23 protein-coding genes are annotated in these 26,111 nt (G+C 55.4%); 13 read left to right on the top strand and 10 right to left on the bottom strand.

Annotation, left to right across the window (positions count from 1 at the left end; translation table 11 throughout):
- The first annotated feature begins 243 nt into the window (after positions 1-243).
- The 3 genes from zwf to kdgA all read left to right on the top strand — a co-directional run bounded on the left by zwf (position 244) and on the right by kdgA (position 4,446).
- Entirely contained in the window at positions 244-1,719 is a 1,476-nt protein-coding gene (gene zwf, locus APU11_RS20940; protein ID WP_014832396.1) for a glucose-6-phosphate dehydrogenase, read from the top strand.
- Between the two features lie 234 nt (positions 1,720-1,953).
- On the top strand, positions 1,954-3,765 hold the full coding sequence (gene edd, locus APU11_RS20935) for a phosphogluconate dehydratase (RefSeq protein ID WP_058650807.1): 1,812 nt from the start codon (positions 1,954-1,956) through the stop codon (positions 3,763-3,765).
- A 39-nt stretch (positions 3,766-3,804) separates the two neighbouring features.
- The gene (gene kdgA / locus APU11_RS20930) at positions 3,805-4,446 is read left to right on the top strand and encodes a bifunctional 4-hydroxy-2-oxoglutarate aldolase/2-dehydro-3-deoxy-phosphogluconate aldolase (protein WP_029882310.1); all 642 of its coding nucleotides are present in this window, start codon (positions 3,805-3,807) and stop codon (positions 4,444-4,446) included.
- A 42-nt stretch (positions 4,447-4,488) separates the two neighbouring features.
- On the opposite strand, the gene purT is transcribed toward kdgA, so the two are convergent.
- Positions 4,489-5,667 carry a formate-dependent phosphoribosylglycinamide formyltransferase gene (purT, locus tag APU11_RS20925; protein WP_044158213.1) on the bottom strand — a complete coding sequence of 393 codons (1,179 nt, stop codon included), beginning with the start codon at positions 5,665-5,667 and terminating at the stop codon, positions 4,489-4,491.
- 170 nt (positions 5,668-5,837) lie between these two features.
- On the opposite strand from purT, the gene APU11_RS20920 reads away from it, so the two are divergent.
- Both APU11_RS20920 and ptrB read left to right on the top strand, forming a co-directional pair.
- Positions 5,838-6,485: a tellurite resistance TerB family protein gene (locus APU11_RS20920; RefSeq protein WP_020690815.1), complete on the top strand. Its 648-nt coding sequence runs from the start codon at positions 5,838-5,840 to the stop codon at positions 6,483-6,485.
- An 85-nt stretch (positions 6,486-6,570) separates the two neighbouring features.
- Positions 6,571-8,631, top strand: a complete 2,061-nt coding sequence (ptrB, locus tag APU11_RS20915; RefSeq protein ID WP_020690816.1) for an oligopeptidase B — start codon at positions 6,571-6,573, stop codon at positions 8,629-8,631.
- On the opposite strand, the gene exoX is transcribed toward ptrB, so the two are convergent.
- The 3 genes from exoX to APU11_RS20900 all read right to left on the bottom strand — a co-directional run bounded on the left by exoX (position 8,628) and on the right by APU11_RS20900 (position 10,304).
- Positions 8,628-9,290 (bottom strand): exodeoxyribonuclease X, encoded by a 663-nt coding sequence (gene exoX, locus APU11_RS20910; protein WP_013096100.1) that lies wholly within the window; start codon positions 9,288-9,290, stop codon positions 8,628-8,630. The two genes, ptrB and exoX, sit on opposite strands and share 4 nt — an antisense overlap.
- Before the next feature lie 23 nt (positions 9,291-9,313).
- Positions 9,314-9,964, bottom strand: a complete 651-nt coding sequence (locus tag APU11_RS20905) for a carbon-nitrogen hydrolase family protein (protein ID WP_058650806.1) — start codon at positions 9,962-9,964, stop codon at positions 9,314-9,316.
- 109 nt (positions 9,965-10,073) lie between these two features.
- Positions 10,074-10,304: a DNA polymerase III subunit theta gene (locus tag APU11_RS20900; protein ID WP_013096102.1), complete on the bottom strand. Its 231-nt coding sequence runs from the start codon at positions 10,302-10,304 to the stop codon at positions 10,074-10,076.
- 137 nt (positions 10,305-10,441) lie between these two features.
- On the opposite strand from APU11_RS20900, the gene yobA reads away from it, so the two are divergent.
- The 3 genes from yobA to APU11_RS20885 are packed head-to-tail and all read left to right on the top strand — an operon-like array spanning position 10,442 to position 12,039.
- The gene (yobA, locus tag APU11_RS20895) at positions 10,442-10,813 is read left to right on the top strand and encodes a CopC domain-containing protein YobA (protein WP_058650805.1); all 372 of its coding nucleotides are present in this window, start codon (positions 10,442-10,444) and stop codon (positions 10,811-10,813) included.
- A 1-nt stretch (position 10,814) separates the two neighbouring features.
- Complete coding sequence (gene copD, locus APU11_RS20890; protein WP_060578714.1) at positions 10,815-11,684, top strand: copper homeostasis membrane protein CopD; 870 nt, start codon at positions 10,815-10,817, stop codon at positions 11,682-11,684.
- 16 nt (positions 11,685-11,700) lie between these two features.
- A complete protein-coding gene (locus tag APU11_RS20885; protein WP_013096105.1) occupies positions 11,701-12,039 on the top strand; it encodes a YebY family protein in 339 nt (112 codons plus the stop codon).
- 406 nt (positions 12,040-12,445) lie between these two features.
- On the opposite strand, the gene APU11_RS20880 is transcribed toward APU11_RS20885, so the two are convergent.
- Positions 12,446-13,387 (bottom strand): VirK/YbjX family protein, encoded by a 942-nt coding sequence (locus tag APU11_RS20880; protein WP_058650803.1) that lies wholly within the window; start codon positions 13,385-13,387, stop codon positions 12,446-12,448.
- Positions 13,388-13,553: 166 nt separating this feature from the next.
- On the opposite strand from APU11_RS20880, the gene pphA reads away from it, so the two are divergent.
- A complete protein-coding gene (gene pphA, locus APU11_RS20875) occupies positions 13,554-14,198 on the top strand; it encodes a protein-serine/threonine phosphatase (protein ID WP_023620457.1) in 645 nt (214 codons plus the stop codon).
- 33 nt (positions 14,199-14,231) lie between these two features.
- Here pphA and APU11_RS20870 read toward each other — a convergent pair whose 3' ends face one another.
- From APU11_RS20870 to yebS, 4 genes are all read right to left on the bottom strand, one after another.
- The gene (locus APU11_RS20870) at positions 14,232-14,471 is read right to left on the bottom strand and encodes a YebV family protein (protein ID WP_013096113.1); all 240 of its coding nucleotides are present in this window, start codon (positions 14,469-14,471) and stop codon (positions 14,232-14,234) included.
- A gap of 105 nt (positions 14,472-14,576) precedes the next feature.
- A complete protein-coding gene (rsmF, locus tag APU11_RS20865; protein WP_058650802.1) occupies positions 14,577-16,019 on the bottom strand; it encodes a 16S rRNA (cytosine(1407)-C(5))-methyltransferase RsmF in 1,443 nt (480 codons plus the stop codon).
- 76 nt (positions 16,020-16,095) lie between these two features.
- Positions 16,096-18,729, bottom strand: a complete 2,634-nt coding sequence (locus APU11_RS20860; RefSeq protein WP_038419908.1) for a PqiB family protein — start codon at positions 18,727-18,729, stop codon at positions 16,096-16,098.
- Positions 18,698-19,981 (bottom strand): membrane integrity lipid transport subunit YebS, encoded by a 1,284-nt coding sequence (gene yebS, locus APU11_RS20855; RefSeq protein WP_058650801.1) that lies wholly within the window; start codon positions 19,979-19,981, stop codon positions 18,698-18,700. Before yebS ends, APU11_RS20860 begins: the two co-directional genes overlap by 32 nt.
- 132 nt (positions 19,982-20,113) lie before the next feature.
- Between yebS and APU11_RS20850 the strand changes: the two genes are divergently transcribed.
- The 4 genes from APU11_RS20850 (at position 20,114) to htpX (ending at position 24,536) form a co-directional block, all read left to right on the top strand.
- Positions 20,114-20,611, top strand: a complete 498-nt coding sequence (locus APU11_RS20850; protein WP_040020000.1) for a GAF domain-containing protein — start codon at positions 20,114-20,116, stop codon at positions 20,609-20,611.
- 96 nt (positions 20,612-20,707) lie between these two features.
- Positions 20,708-21,394: an RNA chaperone ProQ gene (gene proQ / locus APU11_RS20845; RefSeq protein WP_023620460.1), complete on the top strand. Its 687-nt coding sequence runs from the start codon at positions 20,708-20,710 to the stop codon at positions 21,392-21,394.
- A gap of 19 nt (positions 21,395-21,413) precedes the next feature.
- On the top strand, positions 21,414-23,462 hold the full coding sequence (gene prc, locus APU11_RS20840; RefSeq protein ID WP_013096119.1) for a carboxy terminal-processing peptidase: 2,049 nt from the start codon (positions 21,414-21,416) through the stop codon (positions 23,460-23,462).
- Positions 23,463-23,654: 192 nt separating this feature from the next.
- Complete coding sequence (htpX, locus tag APU11_RS20835; protein ID WP_058650799.1) at positions 23,655-24,536, top strand: protease HtpX; 882 nt, start codon at positions 23,655-23,657, stop codon at positions 24,534-24,536.
- A 50-nt stretch (positions 24,537-24,586) separates the two neighbouring features.
- Here htpX and APU11_RS20830 read toward each other — a convergent pair whose 3' ends face one another.
- Positions 24,587-25,960, bottom strand: a complete 1,374-nt coding sequence (locus APU11_RS20830; protein WP_013096121.1) for an MFS transporter — start codon at positions 25,958-25,960, stop codon at positions 24,587-24,589.
- Positions 25,961-26,111: the final 151 nt, after the last annotated feature.

Raw genomic sequence — 26,111 nt, 5'->3', positions numbered from 1 at the left:
GTTGTTGTTTTTTTTCATTACTTGATCGGTGTCGGGTTTTACTGTGACCGTGTTGCGCAAAGAATCGACGCTTGTTGCGTCATCAGGCCAGCGTAATCCTCTTAAGGGTGAAAAATCGCCGTATCGCACGCGACGTTAAGCGCTAATGGTTTCGGGAATGACGTAAAAGCAGTACAGTGCATTGTAATAAAATTACAACGATACCTGGCAGAAGCACCAGGTGATCCAACTGAGGAGAATGACATGGCGGTAACGCAAACAGCCCAGGCATGTGACCTGGTCATTTTCGGCGCGAAAGGCGATCTTGCACGCCGAAAATTGCTGCCTTCCCTGTATCAACTGGAGAAAGCGGGCCAACTTCATCCGGATACCCGTATCCTGGGTGTAGGGCGCGCCGACTGGGACAAAGACGCATACACCAAAGTCGTGCGTGAAGCGCTCGAAACTTTCATGAAAGAGAAAATTGATGAAAGTTTGTGGGATACCCTGAGCGGACGTCTCGATTTCTGCAATCTGGATGTGAACGACGTGAGCGCGTTTACCCGTCTGGGTGAGATGCTGGATCAGAAAAACCGGGTCACCATTAACTATTTCGCCATGCCACCAAGCACCTTCGGCGCCATCTGTAAAGGTCTGGGCGAAGCGAATCTGAACGCCAAACCTGCGCGTGTGGTAATGGAAAAACCGCTGGGTACCTCACTGTCTACCTCCCGCGAAATCAACGACCAGGTGGGCGAATACTTCGAAGAGTGCCAGGTCTACCGCATCGACCACTATCTGGGCAAAGAGACGGTACTGAACCTGCTGGCGCTGCGTTTTGCCAACTCCCTGTTTGTGAACAACTGGGACAACCGCACCATCGACCACGTGGAAATCACCGTGGCCGAAGAGGTGGGTATCGAAGGCCGCTGGGGTTACTTTGACCAGGCCGGTCAGATGCGTGACATGATCCAGAACCACCTGCTGCAGGTACTCTGCATGATTGCCATGTCTCCGCCATCAGACCTGACCGCTGACAGCATCCGCGACGCGAAGGTGAAAGTGCTGAAGTCACTGCGTCGTATCGACCGTTCTAACGTGCGCGAGAAGACGGTGCGTGGTCAGTACACATCCGGCTTTGCGCAGGGCAAAAAAGTCCCTGGTTATCTGGAAGAAGAGGGCGCGAACAAGTCCAGCAACACTGAGACGTTCGTGGCGATCCGCGTGGATATCGATGACTGGCGTTGGGCGGGGGTGCCGTTCTACCTGCGTACCGGTAAACGTCTGCCAGCCAAATGCTCTGAAGTTGTCGTTTACTTCAAAAACCCTGAGCTGAACCTGTTCAAAGAGTCGTGGCAGGAGCTGCCGCAGAACAAACTGACTATCCGTCTGCAGCCGGATGAAGGTGTGGATATCCAGATCCTGAACAAAGTGCCGGGGCTGGATCACAAACATAACCTGCAGACCACCAAACTGGATCTGAGCTACTCCGAGACCTTCAATCAAACGCACCTGGCGGATGCTTACGAGCGCCTGCTGCTGGAAACCATGCGCGGTATCCAGGCGCTGTTTGTGCGTCGCGACGAAGTGGAAGAGGCGTGGAAATGGGTCGACTCCATCACCGAAGCCTGGGCTGCCGATCAGGATCCGCCAAAACCGTATCAGGCGGGCACCTGGGGACCTGTCGCCTCCGTGGCGATGATCACCCGTGATGGCCGCTCCTGGAACGAGTTTGAGTAAGATAATCCTCTAGCCCGAAGGTGTTATTTTACCGGTAACATTATCTAACACAGCTAGTGGCACAATTTTTATACTTTTAAGCTCCGCGTGGATTCACCCGCGGGGCTTTTTTTATTACACTGCCGGAAGCGATTTTGCCCCTGAGCTCCGGACAGCAAGCGTTTCAGCGTTGTTAACAACTGCCAGCGACTTTGTAAACTCCCGAGCCCGGACAGATAAATTAGAGGAGCTTTTATGAATCCGAAATTGTTACGCGTAACACAACGCATTATCGAGCGCTCGAAAGAGACCCGTTCGGCCTACCTCGCCCGCATTGAACAGGCTAAGACCAATACCGTACACCGCTCGCAGCTGGCCTGCGGTAACCTGGCGCACGGTTTCGCCGCCTGTCAGCCTGAAGACAAAGCCTCATTAAAGAGCATGCTGCGTAACAATATCGCCATCATTACCTCCTATAACGACATGCTCTCCGCGCATCAGCCGTACGAAGTGTACCCGGACATCATCCGTAAAGCGCTGCACAGCGTGAATGCGGTGGGCCAGGTGGCGGGGGGCGTGCCGGCCATGTGTGACGGTGTGACCCAGGGGCAGGACGGGATGGAGCTGTCGCTGCTGAGCCGCGAAGTCATTGCCATGTCTGCAGCGGTCGGTCTGTCTCACAATATGTTTGATGGCGCGCTGTACCTCGGTGTGTGCGACAAGATTGTCCCCGGGCTCGCCATGGCGGCGCTGTCGTTTGGTCATCTTCCGGCCATTTTTGTGCCGTCAGGTCCGATGGCCAGCGGTTTGCCAAACAAAGAAAAAGTGCGTATCCGCCAGCTGTATGCCGAAGGTAAAGCAGACCGCCAGGCGCTGCTGGAAGCGGAAGCCGCCTCTTACCATGCGCCGGGTACCTGTACCTTCTACGGTACGGCCAACACCAACCAGATGGTGGTGGAATTTATGGGGATGCAGCTTCCGGGCTCCTCCTTCATTCAACCCGATGCGCCGCTGCGCAAGGCTCTGACCGAAGCCGCCGCCCGTCAGGTGACGCGTCTGACCGGGAACGGCAACGAGTGGATGCCGCTGGGTAAAATGGTCGACGAGAAAGTGATCGTCAACGGCATCGTGGCCCTGCTGGCAACGGGGGGCTCAACCAACCACACCATGCACCTTGTGGCAATGGCACGTGCGGCTGGCATCCTGATCAACTGGGATGATTTCTCAGACATCTCTTCCGTGGTGCCGCTGATGGCGCGCCTGTATCCGAACGGTCCGGCAGACATTAACCACTTCCAGGCCGCCGGTGGCGTACCGGTGTTGATGCGTGAGCTGCTCAAGGGCGGTCTGCTGCACGAAGACGTGAACACGGTGGCGGGTTATGGTCTGCATCGCTATACCCTTGAGCCGTGGCTGAACAACGGTGAGCTGGACTGGCGTGATGGGGCGAGCGCCTCTCTTGATCCGCAGGTCATTGCTACCTTCGAACAGCCGTTCTCACGCCACGGCGGCACGAAAGTGCTGAGCGGCAACCTGGGACGGGCGGTGATGAAAACCTCTGCCGTGCCGGAAGAGAACCAGGTGATTGAAGCCCCGGCAGTGGTCTTTGAGAGCCAGCATGATGTTTTACCTGCCTTTGATGCGGGCCTTCTCGACAAGGATTGCGTGGTGGTGGTGCGTCATCAGGGACCCAAAGCGAACGGGATGCCAGAATTACATAAACTTATGCCACCACTTGGTGTATTATTGGACCGCCGTTTCAAAATTGCACTGGTCACCGATGGACGCCTCTCGGGTGCCTCAGGTAAAGTGCCTTCAGCCATCCACGTAACGCCTGAAGCGTATGATGGTGGTTTGCTGGCTAAGGTGCGTGACGGCGACATCATCCGCGTCAATGGCCAGACAGGTGAGTTAACCCTGCTGGTGGACGAAGCCGAGCTGGCGGCCCGTCAGCCGCATATTCCAGACCTGAGCGCATCGCGCGTGGGAACCGGACGCGAAATGTTTGGCGCGCTGCGTGAGAAACTCTCCGGGGCGGAGCAGGGCGCAACCTGTATTACGTTTTAAGACGACTTGATTTTATCGATCTGGCGAGAGAAAACTCTGATGAAAAACTGGAAAACAAGTGCAGAAGCAATCCTGACCACTGGCCCCGTTGTGCCGGTTATCGTGGTGAACAAACTGGAGCACGCGGTACCGATGGCGAAAGCGCTGGTTGCGGGTGGCGTTCGCGTTCTGGAAGTGACCCTGCGTACCGCCTGCGCGATGGACGCGATTCGCGCAATCGCTAAAGAAGTGCCGGATGCCATCATTGGTGCGGGTACCGTTACGAACGCAAAACAGCTGGCTGAAGTGACCGAAGCGGGCGCGCAGTTTGCCATCAGCCCGGGTCTGACCGAGCCGCTGTTAAAAGCGGCAACCGAGGGCACCATCCCGCTGATCCCGGGGATCAGCACCGTTTCTGAACTGATGCTGGGCATGGACTACGGTCTGAAAGAGTTCAAATTCTTCCCGGCAGAAGCCAACGGCGGCACCAAAGCGCTGCAGGCGATTGCGGGTCCCTTCTCTCAGGTGCGCTTCTGCCCGACGGGTGGCATCTCTCCGGCCAACTACCGTGATTACCTGGCGCTGAAGAGCGTGCTGTGCATCGGCGGCTCCTGGCTGGTACCGGCGGATGCCCTGGAAGCAGGCGACTGGGATCGCATCACCAGACTGGCTCGCGAAGCGGTTGAAGGCGCGAAGCAGTAAGCACCTCGCATCATGAAAAACGGGCCATCAGGCCCGTTTTTTTTATCCGTTAACGCTAACCGCGGCAGCGGCAGCTTTCGCCCTTGCCACGGCATCATCCACGCTATCGCCAGTGGCTAATGCCACGCCCAGTCGACGCGTACCGTCGATCTCCGGTTTCCCGAACAGGCGAACCTGCAGACCTGCCCCAACCGCGCCTTCAACGTTGTCAAAGGTGATGTTCTGGCTGGTCAGTTGCGGGAGGATCACCGCCGAGGCGGTCGGACCATACTGGCGAATACCGCCAACCGGCAGGCCGAGGAACGCGCGCACGTGCAGGGCGAACTCGGAGAGATCCTGGGAAATCAGGGTCACCATCCCGGTATCGTGCGGGCGAGGGGACACTTCGCTGAATATCACCTCATCACCGCAGACAAACAGTTCCACACCGAACAGGCCGTAACCGCCCAGCGCCAGCACCGTTTTACGGGCGATCTCCTGCGCGCGCGCCAGCGCCAGGGCACTCATCTGCTGCGGCTGCCAGGATTCACGGTAATCGCCATCCTCCTGACGGTGTCCAATCGGATCGCAGAAATGGACACCATCAACGGCACTGACGGTCAGGAGGGTAATTTCGAAATCAAACTTCACCACGCCTTCAACAATCACGCGACCGGCTCCGGCGCGACCGCCCTGTTGGGCATAATCCCATGCCTTGTCCAGCGTGCTGCTGTCGCGGATGAAGCTCTGCCCTTTACCGGAGGAACTCATCACCGGCTTAATGATGCACGGATAGCCAATCTCCTCAACGGCCTGCAGGAAAGCAGCTTTATCGCCGGCAAAACGATAGCCAGAGGTGGGTAATCCCAGCTCTTCCGCCGCCAGGCGACGAATGCCTTCGCGATTCATGGTCAGCTTCGCGGCCTTTGCACAGGGCACCACGCGCTGGCCTTCCTGTTCAAGGGCAAGCAGCGTATCGGTGGCGATGGCTTCGATTTCCGGTACGACAAAATCCGGTTTCTCACGCGTAATCAGCTCGCGCAGGGCATCGCCATCCAGCATGTTAATCACATAAGAACGGTGGGCAACGTGCATGGCGGGTGCATCGGCGTACCGGTCTACGGCAATGACTTCCACGCCTAAACGCTGACACTCAATGGCGACCTCTTTGCCCAGTTCACCCGATCCCAACAGCATTACACGCGTCGCCGCAGGTCGCAGCGCGGTTCCTAAACGAGTCATAACAATCCCCCTGAAAAAGTTGCGCGCAGTATAAACGAAAACGTTTGCGTGTGTCTTGATCGGGGCCCGTGCGCGGGGAAGAAATTTGCGCTTCTTTAGCCCCGCCAGACATTTCCTGACGCCTGCTCGCTTACGCTGTGGAATATGTACACCGTTAAGTGAGGGAAACCATGTCTGGCTGGTTAAATCAATTGCAATCACTGTTAGGGCAGAAAACGTCGCCATCCGGCGAGCAGGGGCTGAGCAAACTGGTCCCCGGGGCGCTCGGCGGGCTGGCGGGCCTGCTGGTGGCGAATAAATCCTCGCGCAAGTTGCTGGCAAAATATGGCACCGGCGCGTTACTGGCCGGTGGCGGAGCCATTGCGGGCACGGTTCTGTGGAATAAATACAAGGACAGAGTACGAACCGCACATAGCGATGAACCCGATTATGGTCAGCACACATCACCGTTGGATCTGCGCACTGAACGGCTGATCCTTGCGCTGGTTTTTGCCGCGAAAAGTGACGGGCATATCGACGATAAAGAACGGTCGGCGATTGAGCAGCAGCTGCGGGAGGCCGGTGTGGAAGAGCAGGGCAGAACGCTGGTGGCTCAGGCCATCGAACAGCCGCTGGATCCGCAGCGCCTTGCGCAAAGCGTAAAGAATGAGGAGGAGGCGCTTGAACTTTATTTCTTAAGCTGTGCCGCCATTGATATTGACCACTTTATGGAGCGCAGCTACCTCAATGCCCTCGGCGACGCGTTGAAGATCCCTCAGGACGTGCGCGACGGCATTGAGAAGGATATCAGGGAGCAAAAACAGGCGTTAGCGGGTTAACTGTCACCGTCGCGGTCATGTTTCGCTTGCATCATGCGCGTGTTTTGCCAACCTTATAGGGTGTAAAACTCAAAAGAAACATGACATGCCACCAAAAGCCCGACGTACTCCTTATGCGATCACCACGCATGGCGATACGCGCATTGACAACTATTACTGGCTCCGGGACGATTCGCGTTCCCGGCCAGAGGTGCTCGACTATTTGCACGCGGAAAATGACTATGGCCGCAAGGTCATGGCCAGCCAGCAGGCGCTTCAGGATCAGTTGCTGAATGAAATGGTGCAGCGTATTCCCCAGCGCGATGTCTCCGCACCCTGGACCAAAAACGGCTATCGTTATCGCCATATCTACGAGCCCGGTAACGAATATCCCATCTACCAGCGTCAGTCGGTGTTAAGCGCCGAGTGGGATGAATGGGATATTTTGCTGGATGCCAACCAGCGTGCTGCCCACAGCGAGTTTTATACGCTGGGCGGCATGTCGGTCTCGCCCGATAACGCCATTATGGCGCTGGCGGAAGATTACCTCTCCCGGCGTCAGTACGGCCTGCGTTTTCGCAATCTGGAAACCGGTAACTGGTACCCGGAGATGATTGCGAACGTTTCGCCGGATTTTGTCTGGGCGAATGATTCTGAAACCGTCTATTACGTGAAGAAACATGCCTCCACGCTGCTGCCTTATCAGGTATGGCGTCATACCGTCGGCACCAGTGCGGATGATGACGAGCTGGTCTACGAAGAGAAAGATGAAACGTTCTATGTCAGTCTGCATAAAACGTCGTCACGCCACTATGTGATTATCTTCCTCGCCAGCGCAACCACCTCTGAAGTTCTGCTCCTGGATGCCGAGCTGCCTGATGCGCAGCCGCTCTGCTTCCTGCCGCGTCGTAAAGATCATGAGTACAGCCTGGATCACTTCCAGCACAGCTTTTACCTGCGCTCTAACCGCGAGGGCAAAAACTTTGGCCTCTATAAAACCAAAGTACGCGATGAACGGAAATGGGAAGTGCTCATTCCTGCGCGGGAACAGGTGATGCTCGAAGGATTTACCCTCTTTACCGACTGGCTGGTGGTGGAAGAGCGCCAGCGGGGGCTGACCAGCCTGCGGCAAATTAACCGCAAAACGCGGGAGGTCATCGGGATTGCGTTTGACGATCCGGCCTATGTTACGTGGATTGGGTTTAATCCCGAGCCGGAATCGTCCCGCTTGCGCTATGGCTACTCGTCAATGACCACGCCGGATACGCTGTTTGAGCTGGACATGGAGACCGGACAACGTCAGGTGCTTAAGCAGTCTGAGGTAAAAGGGTTTGATTCCGATAACTACCGAAGCGAACACCTGTGGGTCACCGCCCGGGATGGCGTTGAGGTGCCCGTCTCGCTCGTCTATCACAAGGCGCATTTCCAGAAAGGGAAAAACCCGATCCTGGTCTACGGGTATGGATCCTACGGCTCAAGCATGGATGCCGATTTCAGCAGCAGCAGATTAAGCCTGCTCGATCGTGGCTTTGTTTTCGCCATCGCCCACGTGCGCGGTGGCGGCGAGCTGGGCCAGCACTGGTACGAAGACGGGAAATTCCTGAAGAAGAAAAACACCTTTAACGACTACCTCGACGTCTGCGATGCGCTAATAGAGCAGGGTTATGGCGATCCGCAGCTCTGCTTTGGCATGGGCGGCAGTGCGGGAGGGCTGCTGATGGGGGCGGCCATTAACCAGCGTCCTGACCGCTTCAAAGGGGTCATCGCGCAGGTTCCGTTTGTCGACGTGGTGACCACAATGCTGGATGAGTCTATTCCGCTGACGACTGGTGAGTTTGAAGAGTGGGGGAATCCTCAGGACGAGATCTATTACCGCTATATGAAAGAGTACAGCCCGTACGATAACGTGGAAGCCAAAGCCTATCCGCACATGCTGGTGACCACCGGTCTGCACGATTCACAGGTGCAATACTGGGAGCCCGCAAAGTGGGTGGCGAAGCTGCGTGAGCTGAAAACTGATAATAACCTGCTGCTACTCTGTACCGACATGGACTCCGGACACGGCGGGAAATCGGGACGATTCAAATCGTATGAAGGGGTCGCGCTGGAGTATGCCTTTTTGATTGGCCTGGCGCAGGAAACGCTGCCAGGCCGTGCCGGAAGTTAAGCTTCACCCAGATAGTGCTTGAGCGTTAAGCGAAGCTCCGGGCTCATTTTGTCGAGGTTGTTATACAGCCAGCGCAGGTAGCCCGGATCTTTATCGGCGATATCGGACACCGCTTTGCCGCGGTATTTGCCAAAGGTGAAGGTGGTCAGCAGCGCCGGTCGCCCGGTGATCGTCGCCATATCATCCGGCGTCCAGCCAGAGGTATTCATAATATCTATGAGTAGCGCCGCGGTAATATAGCAGTCGTACAGGGCGCGGTGATGATGCAGCCCCTCGGGCGTTCTGACGCTGAGCTTACGCGATTTATACAGCGCCATATTGCTGTATTTGATCCCCGGCCACAGACGACGCGCCAGCTTCATGGTGCAAATCCATTCGCCGGGCATCTCGGGCAGTACCCGGCGGTCAAAGCTGGCGTTGTGCGCGACATACCACGGGCTACCGTAATAGTGCGGAATGACCTCTTCAATCCAGGGTTTATCCGCCACCATCGATTCAGTAATGCGATGAATGGCCATCGCCTGCGGGCTAATCGGGCGGTCGGGACGCACCAGATGGCTCATGGGATTGACGATTTTACCGTCAATGACGTCAACAGACGCCACTTCCACTATTCCGCCCTGAAGATCGCAAGTTTCGGTATCGATGACGCGCAGCATTGAACGCTCCTGAGCTAAAACGCTTAGCCTAAAGGAATGATATCGCCTTGCCAACCCTGTCGGCCCAGAGATCCGGTCAATAATAGTTCGCCCTTATCCGCACGGACAATCAGCTGGCCTTTTTCATCCCACAGCGCGCTACCGCCACGGGCGTTCGCCATTAACACGGCAATGGCATACCTGTGCGCGAAGCGCTGCAACGTGTTGATGGACTGGCGCCAGCGGGTATCGCCCACCGACTGACAGCTGGTGAATAGCGTCGCCTGCGGATCCAGATTGGGGGAATCGGCATGCGTATCAACAATCGTCAGCTGTTTATCACCCGGCACCAGGCTGGCTCCACTTCCCTGGGGGTAGCGCAGGATGCTGTGCCGGGACGGCGAAAACAGGGCGAGGCCCTTAACGCGCTGACCATTCAGATCAAGGGGCAGACCGGCAATGATGGTGATCCGGTAACGCTTTGCGGCGGCAAGCAAAGGGGCGAGCTGTGCGTCATCGGGTGGGGGAAGTAGGTCCGTCTTTCCCGGTCCTGTTAACGAGAGTTCAGGAAAGACCAGGAGATCGCACCGCTGTTGTGCCGCTTTCGCAACGAAACGGAGATGGTGCGCTACGTGGTCATCTACACTGTGATGCTGCCCGGCATACTGGGCGGCGGCAATATTCCATTGTGACATCGTGACTTCCTTATACACAGAGTCGCAGGATTTAAGAATACACCTAAACTAATCAGGGTTTTCTTATCCTGGCATATTCCGCGTAAGGAAGTGTAACGAGTCGTTAAGCTTATTTAACTTTAGGTTCGTACGGCAAACGAGAGAGATTGACCGACGCGAGTCGGTGCGCAATCAAACGTTCGCGGAACCAGTCACGCAGATGGGCGGGTTGTTCACGTTCCACCACCTCAGCCACGATTGGCATGTTGTAACGCTCTTTAAACGCGACACCTGCGGCAGCGAGATCGACATTCACTTTATCCATCTCGTCCTGAGGAAGGGCAGCCAGATTGATCTTCATTACCTTCTCCTTTTTATGCGGCGGCAACGTTACCGCGATTGCACGATGATGACAAGCGGAGGTGGGATGATCCTCGACTCGACTATTATACAGCGTTATTCTTTAGCATACAGGCATAACAAAAAGGAATGATTGCGATGGGTTTATCCGCTTCCCGCGCGGTATGCGCGCTGGCTTTTCTCTTCTCTTCCGTTACAGCGACCCCGGTGCTGGCGCATGCGCACCTCCAGCAGCAGATCCCGGCAGCCGATAGCCAGGTAGCAGCTCCTCAGGCGCTTACCCTGAATTTTTCCGAAGGCATTGAACCCGGATTCAGCGGTGTCGTGGTGAAGGATGCACAGGGGAACGTGGTTAAAACCGGTGATATACAGCGTGACGAGCAGAATAAGGCCCAGTTCCATGTTCCGCTGGAGCAGACGCTGGTGCCCGGCACGTACCAGGTTGACTGGCATGTGGTCTCGGTAGATGGTCACAAAACCAAAGGCAGCTATCGCTTCAGCGTGAAATAATATGCTGGCCTTCATCTACGTGGGGTTGCGCTTTATCCATTTCGGCGCGCTGATGCTGATTTTTGGTAATGCGCTGTATAGCGTCTGGTTCGCGCCGTCTTCTTTGTACCGTCTGATGTCCTGTCGTTTTCAGGCGCAGCAGCAGATTGCGTCTCTGGTCAGTCTGTTGTCGGCGCTCCTGATGTTCATGACCCAGGCGGGGCTCATGGGCAACGGCTGGGGAGACGTGTTTAACCCGAACGTCTGGCAGAGTGTGCTGGTAACGCAGTTTGGTAGCGTGTGGCTGTGGCAAATTATCCTGGGCGCAATTGCGGCCTGTGTCGCCTGGCTTGCGCCTCAGAAAGGATCGCGACTCTTGCTGCTCGCCATGGGGCAATTTGTCCTGCTGGCAGGTGTAGGGCATGCGGCAATGAACGACGGTGCAGCGGGGGCGTTGCAGCGTATCAATCACGCTCTGCATCTGCTCTGTGCCGCCACCTGGGTTGGCGGCCTCCTGCCGCTGCTGTATTGCATGCATCTGGCGAAAGGGCGCTGGCGGGTTGCGGCAATTTACACCATGATGCGCTTCTCTCGCGTGGGGCATTATGCCGTAGCGGGGGTCGTGCTTACCGGCGCGATCAATGGGCTCTTTATTCTGGGCATTACGCTGCCCTGGCACGCGGGCTACGTGCAACTTTTGTTGTTCAAATGTGCGCTGGTGGCATTGATGGTGGTAATTGCGCTGGTGAATCGGTATTTTCTGGTGCCACGGTTTGGTGCCCACATCGGGCGCGAACAAGAGATTTTTATCAGGATGACACAGGCAGAGGTGGTGCTGGGGGCGTTGGTGCTGGCAACGGTCAGCCTGTTCGCGACCTGGGAACCCTTTTGACAAGGTTAAAAAGCATATGAAAAAGACAGTACTTTCTCTCTTATTGTTGGCCTGCACGGGTAGCGCGCTGGCGGCACCACAGGTTATCACCGTCAGCCGTTTTGAAGTGGGTAAGGATAAGTGGGCGTTCAATCGTGAAGAGGTGATGCTGACCTGCCGTCCGGGTCATGCGCTGTATGCCATCAACCCAAGCACGCTGGTGCAATACCCGTTAAACGACGCGGCCGAACAGCAGGTCGCCAGCGGTAAGAGCAGCGGACAGCCTATCAGCGTTATCCAGATTGACGACCCGTCCAGCCCGGGGCAGAAAATGAGCCTGGCGCCGTTTATCGAACGCGCTGACAAGCTCTGCTAGCTTTCGGTTTCCAGTAAAAAAAACCGCAGTGGCTTGCGAAAGCACTGCGGTTTTTCATATTTATTGATGTTTTGACGCTTTTTTTCCGGCCGCTTTAGCTGTGGACTGGAAAACCTGGCGTCGTCATCTATTCTTAAAAGGCAAGGCGACTTAGCCTGCATTAATGCCAACTTTTAGCGCACGGCTCTCTCCCAAGAGCCATTTCCCTGGACCGAATACAGGAATCGTATTCGGTCTCTTTTTATCTGATTGAAAGTAGCGACAAAATCCACTTATCGACTCTCTCAGAAGGGACAGTTCCAGTGAACCGCCTTCAACCATACCACACTACGGCAGGCGGAAGTCCAGCCCTTTTTGACGGTTTTGTTAAATTTTTGTATGTGGTTGGCAAAAGCAAGACGCAGGGTTAAAAGCGGGCGTTGATGGCCGTTTTAATTTCATCAAGCAGCTCAAAGCGGCGGCGATATTCTGCCCGTTTCTTACTGGCAATCTCGTCCAGGGATTTGCGCGCCATCTCAAGTGGCAACTGCCAGCAGAAGGTCGAGCGTTTCTTACCGTCCAGGGTTTCCCAAAACTCATCGTAGCTGGCGTGGAAATGACGGCCTTTGCTCAGGCGATAACGCAGCGCGCGGAAAACATGGCCCTCATCACTGACGGCATAAATGGCGCGGATGTTTGACTGTGCGACCAGCTGGAAAATCACTTCCATCAGTACGCGTTTTGGGAACAGGCCGTGGCAGGCGCGGGTAGCCTGTTTTATCACATCGCGCGTGACGCCACGGCGAGGCCCCTGAAGACCGCCGATCACCAGTACCCGTTGTCCCGCGCTGTGCGCAACAGTGAAGGTCAGGCTTGCGAGTAAGGTATTCTCGTCATCGCGCAGCCACAGTGTGCTTTCACCTTCGCGCTCGGCTTTGTGAGCGGAGGAGGCGTTGACGGTATAGAGCACCTCATTTTTAGCCCTGAACTGCACGACAGGTTGCTCCTGAGAGCTGGTCAGCGCATGGGCGAGTAGGGGGGCTTTCAGACCATCAATCCAGTGGTAGTGGCTGACGATCGCGTCAGCACGGTCGCCGGCATTCAGGCCGCGCATCAAGTACTGGCGGTGGGTTTTACTGGGTAACGTGATTTGCGCGGCCAGTAACCGATCGAAGTCATCCCGGCCAGAGAGTGCCTCAAGCATGCGTCGGGTAGAAGACCAGAACAGAAGCGAGCGTAACAGGAATTTCAGCCGATACTCACGCTTTTTCCAGATGGGGCCCGGAACGCATCTTCCGTTGACCAGGTCGGAAATAATATGTGTACGATGCGGATAGAGCACATCGTTATGCAGGTGAGTATTGGACACGTTGAAACCTCTCTTTTATTTAGCGCTTATTTTAAAGGCCCGATAAAAAGGGATTAATAGCGCGGGAAGGTTTATTTCCGTTTGGTTTAGCGTTTGTTTGGCTTTGTGATGCCCGGCGCTGATATTTGCATTTTCTGATGCGGCTATACTTATTCAGGGAGGCCTTATGTATCAGCGAATCGATGGTGGAAAGTGGCGTCACGTCTGGGTTGTGAGCGATATACACGGTTGCTATCAGTGGCTGTTGGACGAACTGAAACGCCGCCGTTTTAATCCTTATGAGGATTTGCTGATCTCCGTTGGGGATTTGATTGATCGTGGCCCTGACAGCGTTAAGTGCCTGCAACTGATCAATGAAAAATGGTTTCGCGCAGTCCGGGGGAACCATGAGCAAATGGCAATCGACAGCGTGGAAAATAATGACTTTGCGCTCTGGTTGATGAATGGTGGAAGCTGGTTTTCGCAGCTTGGTGATTCGCAACAGCAGCAGGCGCTGACCCTGTTAGAAGCGTGCCGACAGTTGCCGCTGATTATTGAGATAACCTGCACAAACGGCCTGAATGTTATTGCTCATGCTGACTATCCGGCAGCGGAATATCGCTGGCAGCAGCCGGTGAGCGCTGAGCGGGTGCTGTGGGATCGGGATCGGCTAATGGGGTTTATGGCAGGAAAAGGGCAGGGAATTCGCGGGGCGGATCACTTCTGGTTTGGTCATACGCCGCTGGATAAGCGATATGATTTTGACAACCTGCACTACATTGATACCGGCGCGGTGTTTGACGGCTATTTCACGCTGGCGCAGTTGCAGTAATAAATAACCCGCCTTCGGGCGGGTTCTCTCTGGTCAGGCAAGACGCATGACCCAGGCATCGGTTTTACTATCGTAATGCTCGCGGTAAAGGACGGAATGTTCGCCATCAAGGATTGCCGGAACGCTGGTGTCGGCATCCCAGGCATCCAGTTGCATACACAAATCCGGGTCGGATTTGCAGGGAATACTTAACGTTCGTTCGCCCTGTGTTTCGCCGCGCAATTCTGCGTCGTCGATTTCAAAAGCGCCAATTCGCACGCTGGTTTTCGTCATAATGCTCTCCGGGTGTGTTGTCAAAATCTGGTATGACCAGTACAGCCATCCATTTTTGATCGTAGACAAGGAGAGCAAAATCGCCAGTAAAAAAGTGCGCTTTTTTTAGTCGGCGCGATCGTTACCGGTAAACAGGCGACCATCGCGCACCAGTTCGCGTGGATAGCTGTTTTTCAGACGCGAACCCACTTTCTTTGCCAGTCCCAGCGGGTATCCCTGGTACGTCACCACAACGTCATCCTGAGAAGGGGCCGTTTCCGGATACACATCGCGCCCCCGGTACCACTCTTCAGCTTCCTGATGCGTCAGCGCGAAGGTGTTAACCGTGCCGGCAAGGGCAATGACCGCCTCGTGCTGCCAGCGATAGCCCTTGTTATGCACTTCCGCCAGGCGGATCCCGATTCGGGAAAAACGAACTTTGCCGATAAGCGGTTCGATGTTCGCCGGGAAAAGCCAAATCTCTTTATCGCGCTGCCAGAGGTGAAGATCGTCATTCCAGTTCAGTCCGGCTTTGCGGGCTGCGGTGGTGACCTGCTCTGCTTCACGGCTCTTCAGCGGTGTGAAGGGGAAATTACCGACCTTAAATTTTGGCGCGGGCAGTGGTGCGATGGCGGCAGTTTTACGCAGTCGGGCGACAAAAAAACCTTCGCAGTCATAAATCTGCGGGAATACGTGGAGGAAACCTTCCGGGGTGATGGCGTCTTCAGCAGAGGCAAATAAGTCATTCAGTGGCAGAAACTCAACCGCATCGGGGTATTGCGCTTTCAGCCACAGGCAGACGTCTTCGTTTTCATCACGGTTTAACGTGCAGGTGGAATAAACCAGCGTTCCGCCTGGACGAAGGGCATGAAACGCGCTGTCGATCAGTTCGCGCTGCGTTGCGGCAATGTCGAGGTTGCTTTCAACTGACCAGTTTTTTAGCGCATCGGGATCTTTGCGTACCACGCCTTCACCGGAGCAGGGGGCGTCCAGCAGGATGGCGTCAAACGCTTCCGGCAGGGCGGCGCCAAACACGCGTCCGTCGAAATGCGTCAGGGCAACATTCTGAATGCCGCAGCGGCTGATGTTGGCATGCAGCACCTTCACGCGGCTGGCTGAAAACTCATTGGCGAGAATGGCCCCGCGGTTAGCCATGCGGGCGGCAATCTGCGTGGTTTTTGAACCGGGGGCGGCAGCCACATCCATGACCCGTTCAGGCGCGTTGCCATCGGCAAACAGCGCAGCAACCGGCAGCATTGAGCTGGCTTCCTGAATATAAAACAGACCGCTCAAATGCTCGGCGGTACTGCCCAGCGGCAGTGACGCTTCGTCCTCCCGTTCGATCCAGAAACCCTCTTCACACCACGGCACGGGCGTGAGCTGCCAGTGGTAAGGTGATACCAGCGCAAGGAAATCCGCGACGCTGATTTTCAGCGTGTTGACGCGAATACTCCGGCGTAACGGTCGCTGACAGGCGGCGATAAAATCGTCTAACGAGAGGTGAGAAGGAAGCGCCTCGCGCATCTGCGCCAGGAATTGTTCAGGAAGATATACGGAGTTTTGAGCCACGGGCACACCACAGGGAAAAGTTCAGGTACGCAGTGTAACATAAAGGCTCCGGCGCGTTGACACCGGAGCCCTGAGATTAACGCGGCAGGGCGGTTCCCCACTCACGCCACTCTTTAGGTTCGCTTTCGAGCAGCAGGAAGTGTTTGCCCGGCTGTGCTTTCGGCGCCAGCGGTGTACCCGGCGGCGTGGCGAAAGCAATACCGCCGCGAATAAACTGGTTGAACGTACCGGTTTTCACCACGCCGCCCGTCAGGCCGAAGTCCAGCGAATATCCGGAGGCCAGCCAGAACACCGAGTTATTCCGTACCAGATGCTGGTAACGATCGCTGATGCGTAACGCCACCATCACGCGGTCGGAGAGCGTCCCGAGCGTCAGGCCGGTCACCGTTCCCACTTCAATACCGCGGAACAGGACTGGCGTGCCGATGCTAAGCGAGCCGGCTTCCGGTACCTCCACCACAATGCTCAGACCATCAAGATAGCGCGAGTCGGTGATGGTGGCTTCCTGCAGTTCAAAATCACGACGCGCGTTGCCACGGCCAGGCTCGACGTTGATATACGGCTGCAGGATGGTGTCGAGATGCTCAACGCCCGCGGCCGAGATCTGCGGCGTCACCACGGAGAAACGCGTGCCTGAACGGGCAAACGTCTGCACATATTCCGGATAAAGCACCGCGGTGGCCTGCACTTCATTGCGGGCGGTGATCAGCGTCAGCTTCTGGATCTGTCCGATATCAATGCCCAGGTAGCGGATAGGCATTCCTTCCGCCAGCTTTCCGGCATCGAAGGCGTGCAGGGTAATCTGCCCGCCAACCGCACGTGCAGCGGTTTCAGACGGGAAGAGGATACGCTTGTCACCCTTGCGCATATTGCCGCCCGCGCCGGGCAGGTTATCGAAGCTGATCGCCCCGCGCAGCGCGCGAGAGAGCGGGGAGGCCTGCACGGTCAGCCCGCTACCGTTAAGCTGAACTTTTGCACCACCTTCCGCCCAGAAGACGCTGTTCGGGGTAAGCAGTTTGCGATACTCCGGCTTGATGTGCAGTTCAATATCAAAGGCGTCTGCACGAGGGCGAACGGTGATGACCTCCCCAACTTCAAACTTGCGATACAGCACGACTGAGCCTGCCTGAACGTCCGGCAGCGTTTCCGCACTCAGCGTCAGCGTGGTGGTCGGCAGATCGCTCATGCTGTTTTCAATCGCTTTATCCAGATTGGCATACAGCGGATAGCTGTCGCGGACAGGACCTTTGCTGCCCGGCAGGATGCGGATCCCGCCGTTCACCCACTCGCTCGCACTGGCTCCGAGGAATTCAACGCCGTCCAGCCCGACCTTCACGTCTACGCGGCTGTTAACCACGAATTTGCTGTCGCCATGCACCAGATTGCTGTATTGCGGATCGATTGCGGCGGAGAAGCTCACACCGTTTTCCGACAACGACCGCTCCAGCACCTGGCCTACCTGCACGCCGTGTAAGATCAGCGGCTGACCGGCTTCGATACCGTAACTTTCCGGCGCGTTCAGCGTAATGGTCACCACGCCGGGTTTTTGCAGCAGGGCTTTATCCGCCGGGGCAACCACAAAGGTGTTGCTGGGCTGGCCTTCGCCGGGGATCAACTCGAAGGTACTGCCTGTCAGGAGGCTGCTGATGCTGGCATCACTCAGGGACAGTTTCGGGCTGCGCATTTCGATACGCGTTTTCTCGCGCAGAAGATCTACCACGCTTGGGTCAACCGTCATCTCCCCGGTTACGGAACCGCCCGGATTGAGCGTCATTTTGGTGAGCTGACCGACCTCCAGACCCTGGTACATCAGCGGCGTAGAACCGGCTTTTAACCCTTTGGCATCGGGCAGGGCAAGTTTGACGATCACGCCACGCTGGCTGTGCGCCAGGTCGGCATACAGACCGAACGTGTCATCTGCGGCGGCAGGGCTGGAATTTTCCGGGGAGTCAAAGGCAATGGCACCATTGACCAGCGCGGCCAGACTTTCAAGCTTCACTTTCGCACCGCTAAGGCTTAGGTCAGCGTCCACGCCGGAAACGTTCCAGAAACGGCTGCCTTTTTTCACCAGATTGGTAAAGCGACGCTCAATTAACACATCGATAGTCACCCCCTGCTTGTTGGGGTTGATGGCGTAATCGTACACCCGGCCCACCGGGATTTTACGGAAGTACACCAGCGAGCCACTGTTGAGTGACCCTAAGTCCGGCGCCTGCAGGTGGATCATCAGATCCCCGTTATTGAGACGATATTTGGGCTGCGTATCAAGCGCCACAAAGTGATCCTGTGGCTCACCTTTACCCGGCATCATGCCGATATAGTTCCCGCCAACCAGCGCATCCAGACCGGACACCCCGGCCAGAGAGGCCTTTGGCGTGACCAGCCAGAACTGTGTTTCGCTACGCAGCGCGTCCTGCATATCAGATTTGATGCTGGCCCGCACCTGAATCTTATTCAGCCCTTTTCCAAGGGAGATATCCTGGACGGTACCGACTTCCACCCCCTGGAAACGCACCGGGGTACGTCCGGCCACAATGCCGTCGGCAGACTGGAAATCAATGGTGATGGTACTTCCGCGATCTTCATAGCTCGTCCAGATAAGCCAGCCTGCAATCATCAGGGCGATGACAGGCAGCAACCAGAATGGCGAAATGCGGCGTTTTGTTTTAATTCTCGCTTCAGTCGGCGAAGCGGGGGTTTCCTGACTCATGTGCATCCCAAAGTAAGCGGCTATCCAGCCATTCCACAGCAAGAATAGTCAATATCACCGCAGAGCCGAAATAAAAAGCTGCGGGTCCCATTGTAAAAGCAAGTAGCTGGTCGCGGTTAATCAGCGACATCATCAACGAAATCACGAACAGATCCAACATCGACCAGCGGCCAATCCAGGTAACGAAGCGCAGGAGCAGGATACGGGTACGTAAGCCTTGCTCACATTTAAAGTGAATGCTGATGAGCAGGGTAAACATCACCACCACTTTGGTAAACGGCACCAGAATACTGGCGATAAACACAATTGCCGCCACGCCAATATTACTGTGCGCAAGGGAGATAATGCCCGAGAGGATGGTATCCTCCTGCCGCCCGCCATTCACGTAAATAATGGATATCGGCAACATGTTGGCAGGAAGCAGGAATATCAACGAGGCGATGAGGGCGGCCCAGCATTTTTGCAGGCTATTGTTGCGCCGCAGTCGCAAGGGAATATGGCAGCGTGGGCAGCGGCCGCGCGCATCGGGCAGCCCGGTGTAATGGCAGCCCAGACAGACCCGGAGATTCTCGTCCGGGCGCGTGGCGGGGCGCTGCGGGTAAAATCGCTCCCAGAGCTGCTCAACGTTAAGGTGGATCAGCGTCAGGATACTGAGTAATACCAGACAGATAAAAGCAAAGAGGCCGACACCCGGTTGCAGAAACGCGTAGTCCTGCACTTTTATGGAGGCCACGCCAACGCCCACCAGATAGATATCCAGCATCACCCACTCTTTGAGCTTATCGAGCATCAGCAACACCGGACGCAGGTTCATGCCGAGAATATTACCGAACCAGAGATACGCAATGGCGGCGACCAGCACCAGCGGTGCACCAACGGTGCAGAAAAGCACCATGGCTGCAGTCACCGGATCGCCCTGGCGCGTCATCTGCCAGATCCCCTGCAGCACGTTGGCATCAATGCGCACGCCGAGCAGGTAGAGCTTCAGCAGCGGCTCGCTCCAGGCAAAGGGCATCAACAGCAGCATGGTAATCGCCATGGCGGCGAGACGGGTTAATGACCAGTCGCGGCCGTCACGAATTTTGGCGTCGCAGCGGGGACAAAAGGCGCTTTGGTGCGATTTCATCTTCGGCAACATAAAAAGCGTATCGCACTGGGGGCAACGCTGATAATGTGCACGAGGCAAAGCTGCGCTTACCGTATGGACAGTTATCTTTTTTGTCGGCGTGATTTTGGTTGTTTTTAAGGCCATCAGTTGCGCACAAATAGGTATTGTTGAAAGTTATAATAACTCATGAATGGATTCATCTTGAGCATGAGCGCATTTAATGCTTATTTTAATAGGCTATGCGGTAATTTTGTAAGACAACTAAGTGATTGAAGAATGAACAAAACAGAATTCTACGCGGACCTGAACCGCGATTTTAAGGCATTGATGGCGGGTGAGACCAGCTTCTTAGCCACTCTGGCAAATACTAGCGCATTGCTGTTTGAACGTCTCTCTGACGTGAACTGGGCCGGTTTTTATCTTCTGGAAGGTGAAACACTGGTGCTGGGGCCGTTCCAGGGCAAACTGGCCTGCGTGCGCATTCCGGTAGGCCGGGGTGTCTGCGGCACGGCAGTCGCTGAGAATCAGATACAGCGTGTGGAAGATGTGCATGCGTTTGACGGGCACATTGCCTGTGATGCCGCCAGTAATTCTGAAATCGTGCTGCCGCTGGTGGTAAAAAATCAGATTATTGGCGTTCTGGACATCGACAGTACGGTCTTCAGTCGCTTTACAATCGAGGACGAACAGGGGCTGCGCGAGCTGGTGGCGAATCTGGAAAACGTTCTTGCAGCAACCGATTATCAAAAATTCTTTGCGAGCGTCGCAGGATAATCAACGGATAACGTAGCATTTACTGATAGCGTCATTATAATGACGCCTGTTCATGCCTGCGCTTGTTGGCAACGTCCGTTGTAATCAGGAAATTTCATGGAAAATCAACCTAAGTTGAATAGCAGTAAAGAAGTTATCGCATTTCTGGCCGAGCGTTTCCCACAGTGCTTCAGCGCTGAAGGCGAAGCTCGTCCCCTGAAAGTCGGTATTTTTCAGGATCTGGTAGCACGCGTTGAGGGGGAAATGAACCTCAGCAAAACTCAGCTGCGTTCCGCCTTACGTCTTTATACTTCGAGCTGGCGTTACCTGTACGGTATCAAACCGGGCGCGACTCGCGTGGATCTTGACGGCAACCCATGTGGTGAGCTGGACGAGCAGCACGTCGAGCATGCACGTAAGCAGCTTGAAGAAGCCAAAGCACGCGTTCAGGCACAACGTGCAGAACAGCAGGCGAAAAAACGTGAAGCCGCTGCGGCAAACGGCCAGGAAGAAGCGCCTCGTCGTGAGCGTAAACCGCGTCCTGCACCGCGTCGCAACGAAAATAACGATCGCAAACCGCGTGCTGACAAACCAGCAGCTAAAGCCCCGCGCGCGCCTCGTGAAGAGCAGCGCCACACTCCGGTTTCAGACATCAACGCCCTGAGCGTCGGTCAGGCACTGAAGGTAAAAGCGGGTAACAATGCAATGGACGCCACCGTTATGGAAATCACCAAAGATGGCGTTCGTGTACAGCTGACTTCTGGTATGTCAATGATTGTACGCGCAGAACACTTGTTGTTCTGAAACGGAGGCCAAGCCTGGCATGAACACTTTTTTTAAGCTCACCGCGCTGGCGGGCCTGTTTGCCATAACAGGCCATGCTTTCGCAGTGGACGATATTACGCGTGTTGATCAAATTCCGGTTCTCAAGGAAGAGACGCAGCACGCGACGGTGAGCGAGCGTGTGACGTCACGCTTCACCCGTTCGCACTATCGTCAGTTCGATCTCGATCAGGCCTTTTCGGCCAAAATCTTCGACCGCTATCTGAACTTGCTGGATTACAGCCATAACGTACTGCTCGCCAGTGATGTCGAGCAGTTCGCCAAACGTAAATCCGACGTCGGTGATGAGCTGCGTTCCGGCAAGCTGGATCTGTTCTACGATCTGTATAACCTGGCACAAAAGCGCCGCTTTGAACGTTATCAATATGCGCTGAAAGTGCTGGAACGTCCGATGGACTTCACCGGCAACGACACCTTTAATCTGGACCGCAGTAAAGCGCCCTGGCCGAAAGACGAAGCCGAGTTGAACGCCCTGTGGGACAGCAAAGTGAAGTACGACGAACTGAGTCTCAAGCTCACTGGCAAAGATGAGAAAGAGATCCGTGACACGCTGACGCGCCGTTACAAGTTTGCCATTCGTCGTCTGGCACAAACCAACAGCGAAGATGTTTTCTCGCTGGCAATGACTGCCTTTGCCCACGAAATCGACCCGCACACGAACTATCTCTCCCCGCGTAACACCGAACAGTTCAATACCGAAATGAGCCTGTCTCTGGAAGGTATCGGCGCGGTGCTGCAGATGGACGACGATTACACGGTGATCAACTCCATGGTTGCGGGTGGCCCGGCATCAAAAAGCAAAGCGATAAGCGTAGGCGATCGCATTGTCGGTGTAGGCCAAACCGGGCAGAACATGGTTGATGTCATCGGCTGGCGTCTGGACGATGTGGTTGCGCTGATCAAAGGTCCGAAAGGCAGCAAAGTTCGTCTTGAAATTCTGCCTGCCGGGAAAGGCACCAAAACCCGTATCGTTACCCTGACCCGCGAGCGTATTCGCCTTGAAGACCGCGCGGTGAAAATGTCGGTGAAAACCGTCGGTAAAGAGAAGGTGGGTGTACTTGATATCCCTGGCTTCTACGTAGGGCTGACCGATGACGTAAAAGTGCAGCTGCAGAAGCTTGAGAAGCAGAACGTCAGCAGCGTGATCATCGATCTGCGCAGCAACGGCGGTGGTGCACTGACAGAAGCCGTTTCTCTGTCTGGCCTGTTTATCCCGTCTGGCCCGGTCGTGCAGGTGCGCGATAACAACGGTAAAGTGCGTGAAGATGCCGACAATGATGGCGTGGTTTACTACAAAGGCCCGCTGGTGGTGCTGGTCGATCGCTTCAGTGCGTCAGCGTCAGAAATCTTTGCCGCTGCAATGCAGGACTATGGTCGCGCGCTGATCGTGGGTGAGCCGACGTTCGGTAAAGGTACCGTCCAGCAGTATCGTTCCCTGAATCGTATTTACGATCAGATGCTGCGTCCGGAATGGCCTGCGCTGGGGTCTGTTCAGTACACCATTCAGAAATTCTATCGTGTGAACGGCGGCAGTACGCAGCGTAAGGGCGTGACGCCAGACATCATGATGCCGACAGGCACGGAAGAGACGGAAACCGGTGAGAAGTTTGAAGATAACGCGTTGCCGTGGGATAGCATCAATGCCGCGACTTACGTGAAAGCCGGTGATATGACCCAGTTTGGTCCGGAGCTACTGAAAGACCACAACGAACGCATCGCGAAAGATCCTGAATTCCAGTACATCATGAAGGACATTGCCCGCTTTAATGCCCTGAAAGAAAAACGGAATATTGTTTCTCTGAACTACGCTCAGCGTGAGAAAGAGAACAATGAGGATGATGCAACGCGTCTGGCGCGTATCAACGATCGCTTCAAACGTGAAGGTAAACCGTTGCTCAAGAAACTGGACGATCTGCCAAAAGATTACCAGGAGCCGGATCCGTACCTGGACGAGACGGTACATATCGCTCTTGACCTGGCGAAACTCGAAAAAGCCAGGCCCGCCGAGCAACCCGCTCCGGCAAAATAATCCCCAACAGGCACAAGAAATTGTGCCTGTTTCTTTTTGTTCTGCATCCTTCCGTCAGGCAGATTTCCAATTGTGTAAAGTTGTGTCTTTCTGGTGACTTACGCCCTTCGTATGCTTGAAAATAGCCACAATACCCATACGATGTGGGTAATCGCATAGTGCGTTTTGTTAAACTGAGGTTAAAAGAAAATTATGATGCGAATCGCGCTCTTCCTGCTCACCAACCTGGCGGTAATGGTGGTATTCGGGCTGGTGCTAAGCCTGACAGGAATTCAGTCGAGAAGCGTTCAGGGTCTGTTGATTATGGCGCTGCTGTTTGGTTTTGGTGGCTCTTTTATTTCACTTCTGATGTCGAAGTGGATGGCGCTGAAATCGGTAGGTGGTGAGGTCATTGAACAGCCGCGCAACGATATGGAGCAGTGGCTGATGAATACGGTGGCGCAGCAAGCTAAGCAGGCGGGGATCGCCATGCCACAGGTTGCCATTTACCATGCGCCGGACATCAATGCCTTTGCTACGGGTGCCCGTCGCGATGCGTCGCTGGTTGCCGTAAGTACCGGGCTGCTGCAGAACATGAGCCGTGACGAAGCCGAAGCGGTTATCGCGCACGAAATCAGCCATATTGCGAACGGTGACATGGTAACCATGACGCTGATTCAGGGCGTGGTGAACACCTTTGTGATTTTTATTTCCCGTATTCTGGCGCAGATCGCCGCTGGCTTTATGGGGGGAAACCGCGATGAAGGTGAAGAGAGCAACGGTAACCCGCTGATCTACTTCGCGGTATCGATGGTTCTGGAACTGGTGTTCGGCATTCTGGCCAGCATCATCACCATGTGGTTCTCCCGTCACCGCGAATTCCATGCGGATGCCGGCTCTGCGAAACTGGTTGGTCGTGAGAAGATGATTGCTGCCCTGCAGCGTCTGAAAACCAGCTACGAGCCGCAGGAAGCTAACAGCATGATGGCATTCTGCATCAACGGTAAATCAAAATCGTTGAGCGAGCTGTTTATGTCTCACCCGCCGCTGGATAAACGTATTGAAGCGCTGCGCAGTGGGGAATACCTGAAGTAACGCTGAAGATGCAGTCTGAGCCGGGCGGAGGAAACTCCGCCCGGCTTTTTTTATGCCTGTACGCTGGGCTGCGTGACGCGCAGGCCGCTGACGATCGCGGCAAGGGTAGCAAGTGCACCTGCGGTGAGGAGCGCAAGGTGATTACCATTCTGCCCGGCGAGGTTGAACATCAGGGCGACCAGTGCCGCACCGGTGCTTTGCCCCAGCAGGCGCGCGGTACCCAACATGCCACTGGCTCCTCCACTGCGGTGGCGCGGTGCGGAGGTGATAATGGTGTGGTTGTTCGGTGACTGGAACAGGCCAAAACCGGCACCGCAGAGGATCATACGCCAGATAATATCCAGATCCGTAGGTTGCGAGGGAAGCAGCGCCAGCGCAAACAGACCCGCCGCCATGACTGCCAGCCCCAGCGCGCCCAGTAATCCGGCATGCACGCGCTCTATGAGATAACCTGCCAGCGGTGCCATCACCATCGTTGCCAGCGGCCATGGGGTCAGCAGCAGTCCAGTCTCCACTTCCGAACGTCCTATTACGCTCTGCAGGAAAAAGGGCAGAGAGACGAGGGCGAGCATCTGGGCGCAGAACGAACAGATGGAGGTGCATATTGAGAGCGAAAAAAGCGGAATACGCAGCAGATCCACCGGCAGTAACGGCACAGGCAAAGCGAGCTGGCGGCGAACAAAGAAGTAGCCAATGATCAGCAGAGCAGCAACCTCTGCAACGGTCAGCAGGAGTGATTGACCCTGCGCAAAGCCGCTCAGGGCCGTAATCAGCAGGCCAAAGGTCAGCGCATTCATCACCGCACTGGCGATATCAAAACGAGGCATGGTGCTTTTGGGGCCGTTCCCCGGCAGATAGCGCAGGGCAAAGAAAATGGCCACCATACCCAGCGGCACATTGATGGCGAACAACCATTGCCATGAGGCGACAGACAGTATAGCCGCCGCAATGGTGGGCCCGGCGGCCGAGGATACCGCCACAATAAAGGAGTTTATTCCCATTCCGCGCCCTAAATGGCGCTGAGGATAAATTAAGCGAATCAACGCGGTATTAACGCTCATCAACGCCGCGCCGCCAAAACCCTGCGCAATGCGGGCCAGCGTCAGCATATGCAGCGAATCAGAGAGGGCGCAGAACAGGGAGGTTAAGGTAAACACAGCCAGACCGCACTGATACACCCGCCGGTAGCCGAACATATCACCCAGAAACGAGAACGAGAGCAGTGAGATCACGATCGCTATCTGATAAGCGTTAACAATCCAGATTGAGCTGGCGGGTGAGGCATGCAGATCGCTGGCAATGGTAGGCAGGGCAACATTGGCAATCGCGCCGTCGAGTACGGCCATTGAAATACCGATGATAATCGTAGCGATAGCGCCATACCGCTGGGGTAAAGGCAGGCCATCGGACAGTTTTTTTTCCATGTGGGATGAATAGCTCAGTGTGAAATTATTCTCAGGGTAACTATTTTAGCACTGTTACAACCGCTTTATGTCGCAGATTTGTAACGAAGTAAACGCGGATTGATTGCAGCAGGCATGACGGGAATTTATAATAAAAACCGGTTCTGATTTT

It is taken from the genome of Enterobacter sp. 50793107, from assembly GCF_001463365.1.
GTDB lineage: Bacteria > Pseudomonadota > Gammaproteobacteria > Enterobacterales > Enterobacteriaceae > Enterobacter > Enterobacter cloacae.
Note: the sequence above shows the minus strand (reverse complement) of the source record. Positions and strands in the feature narration are given on the sequence as shown.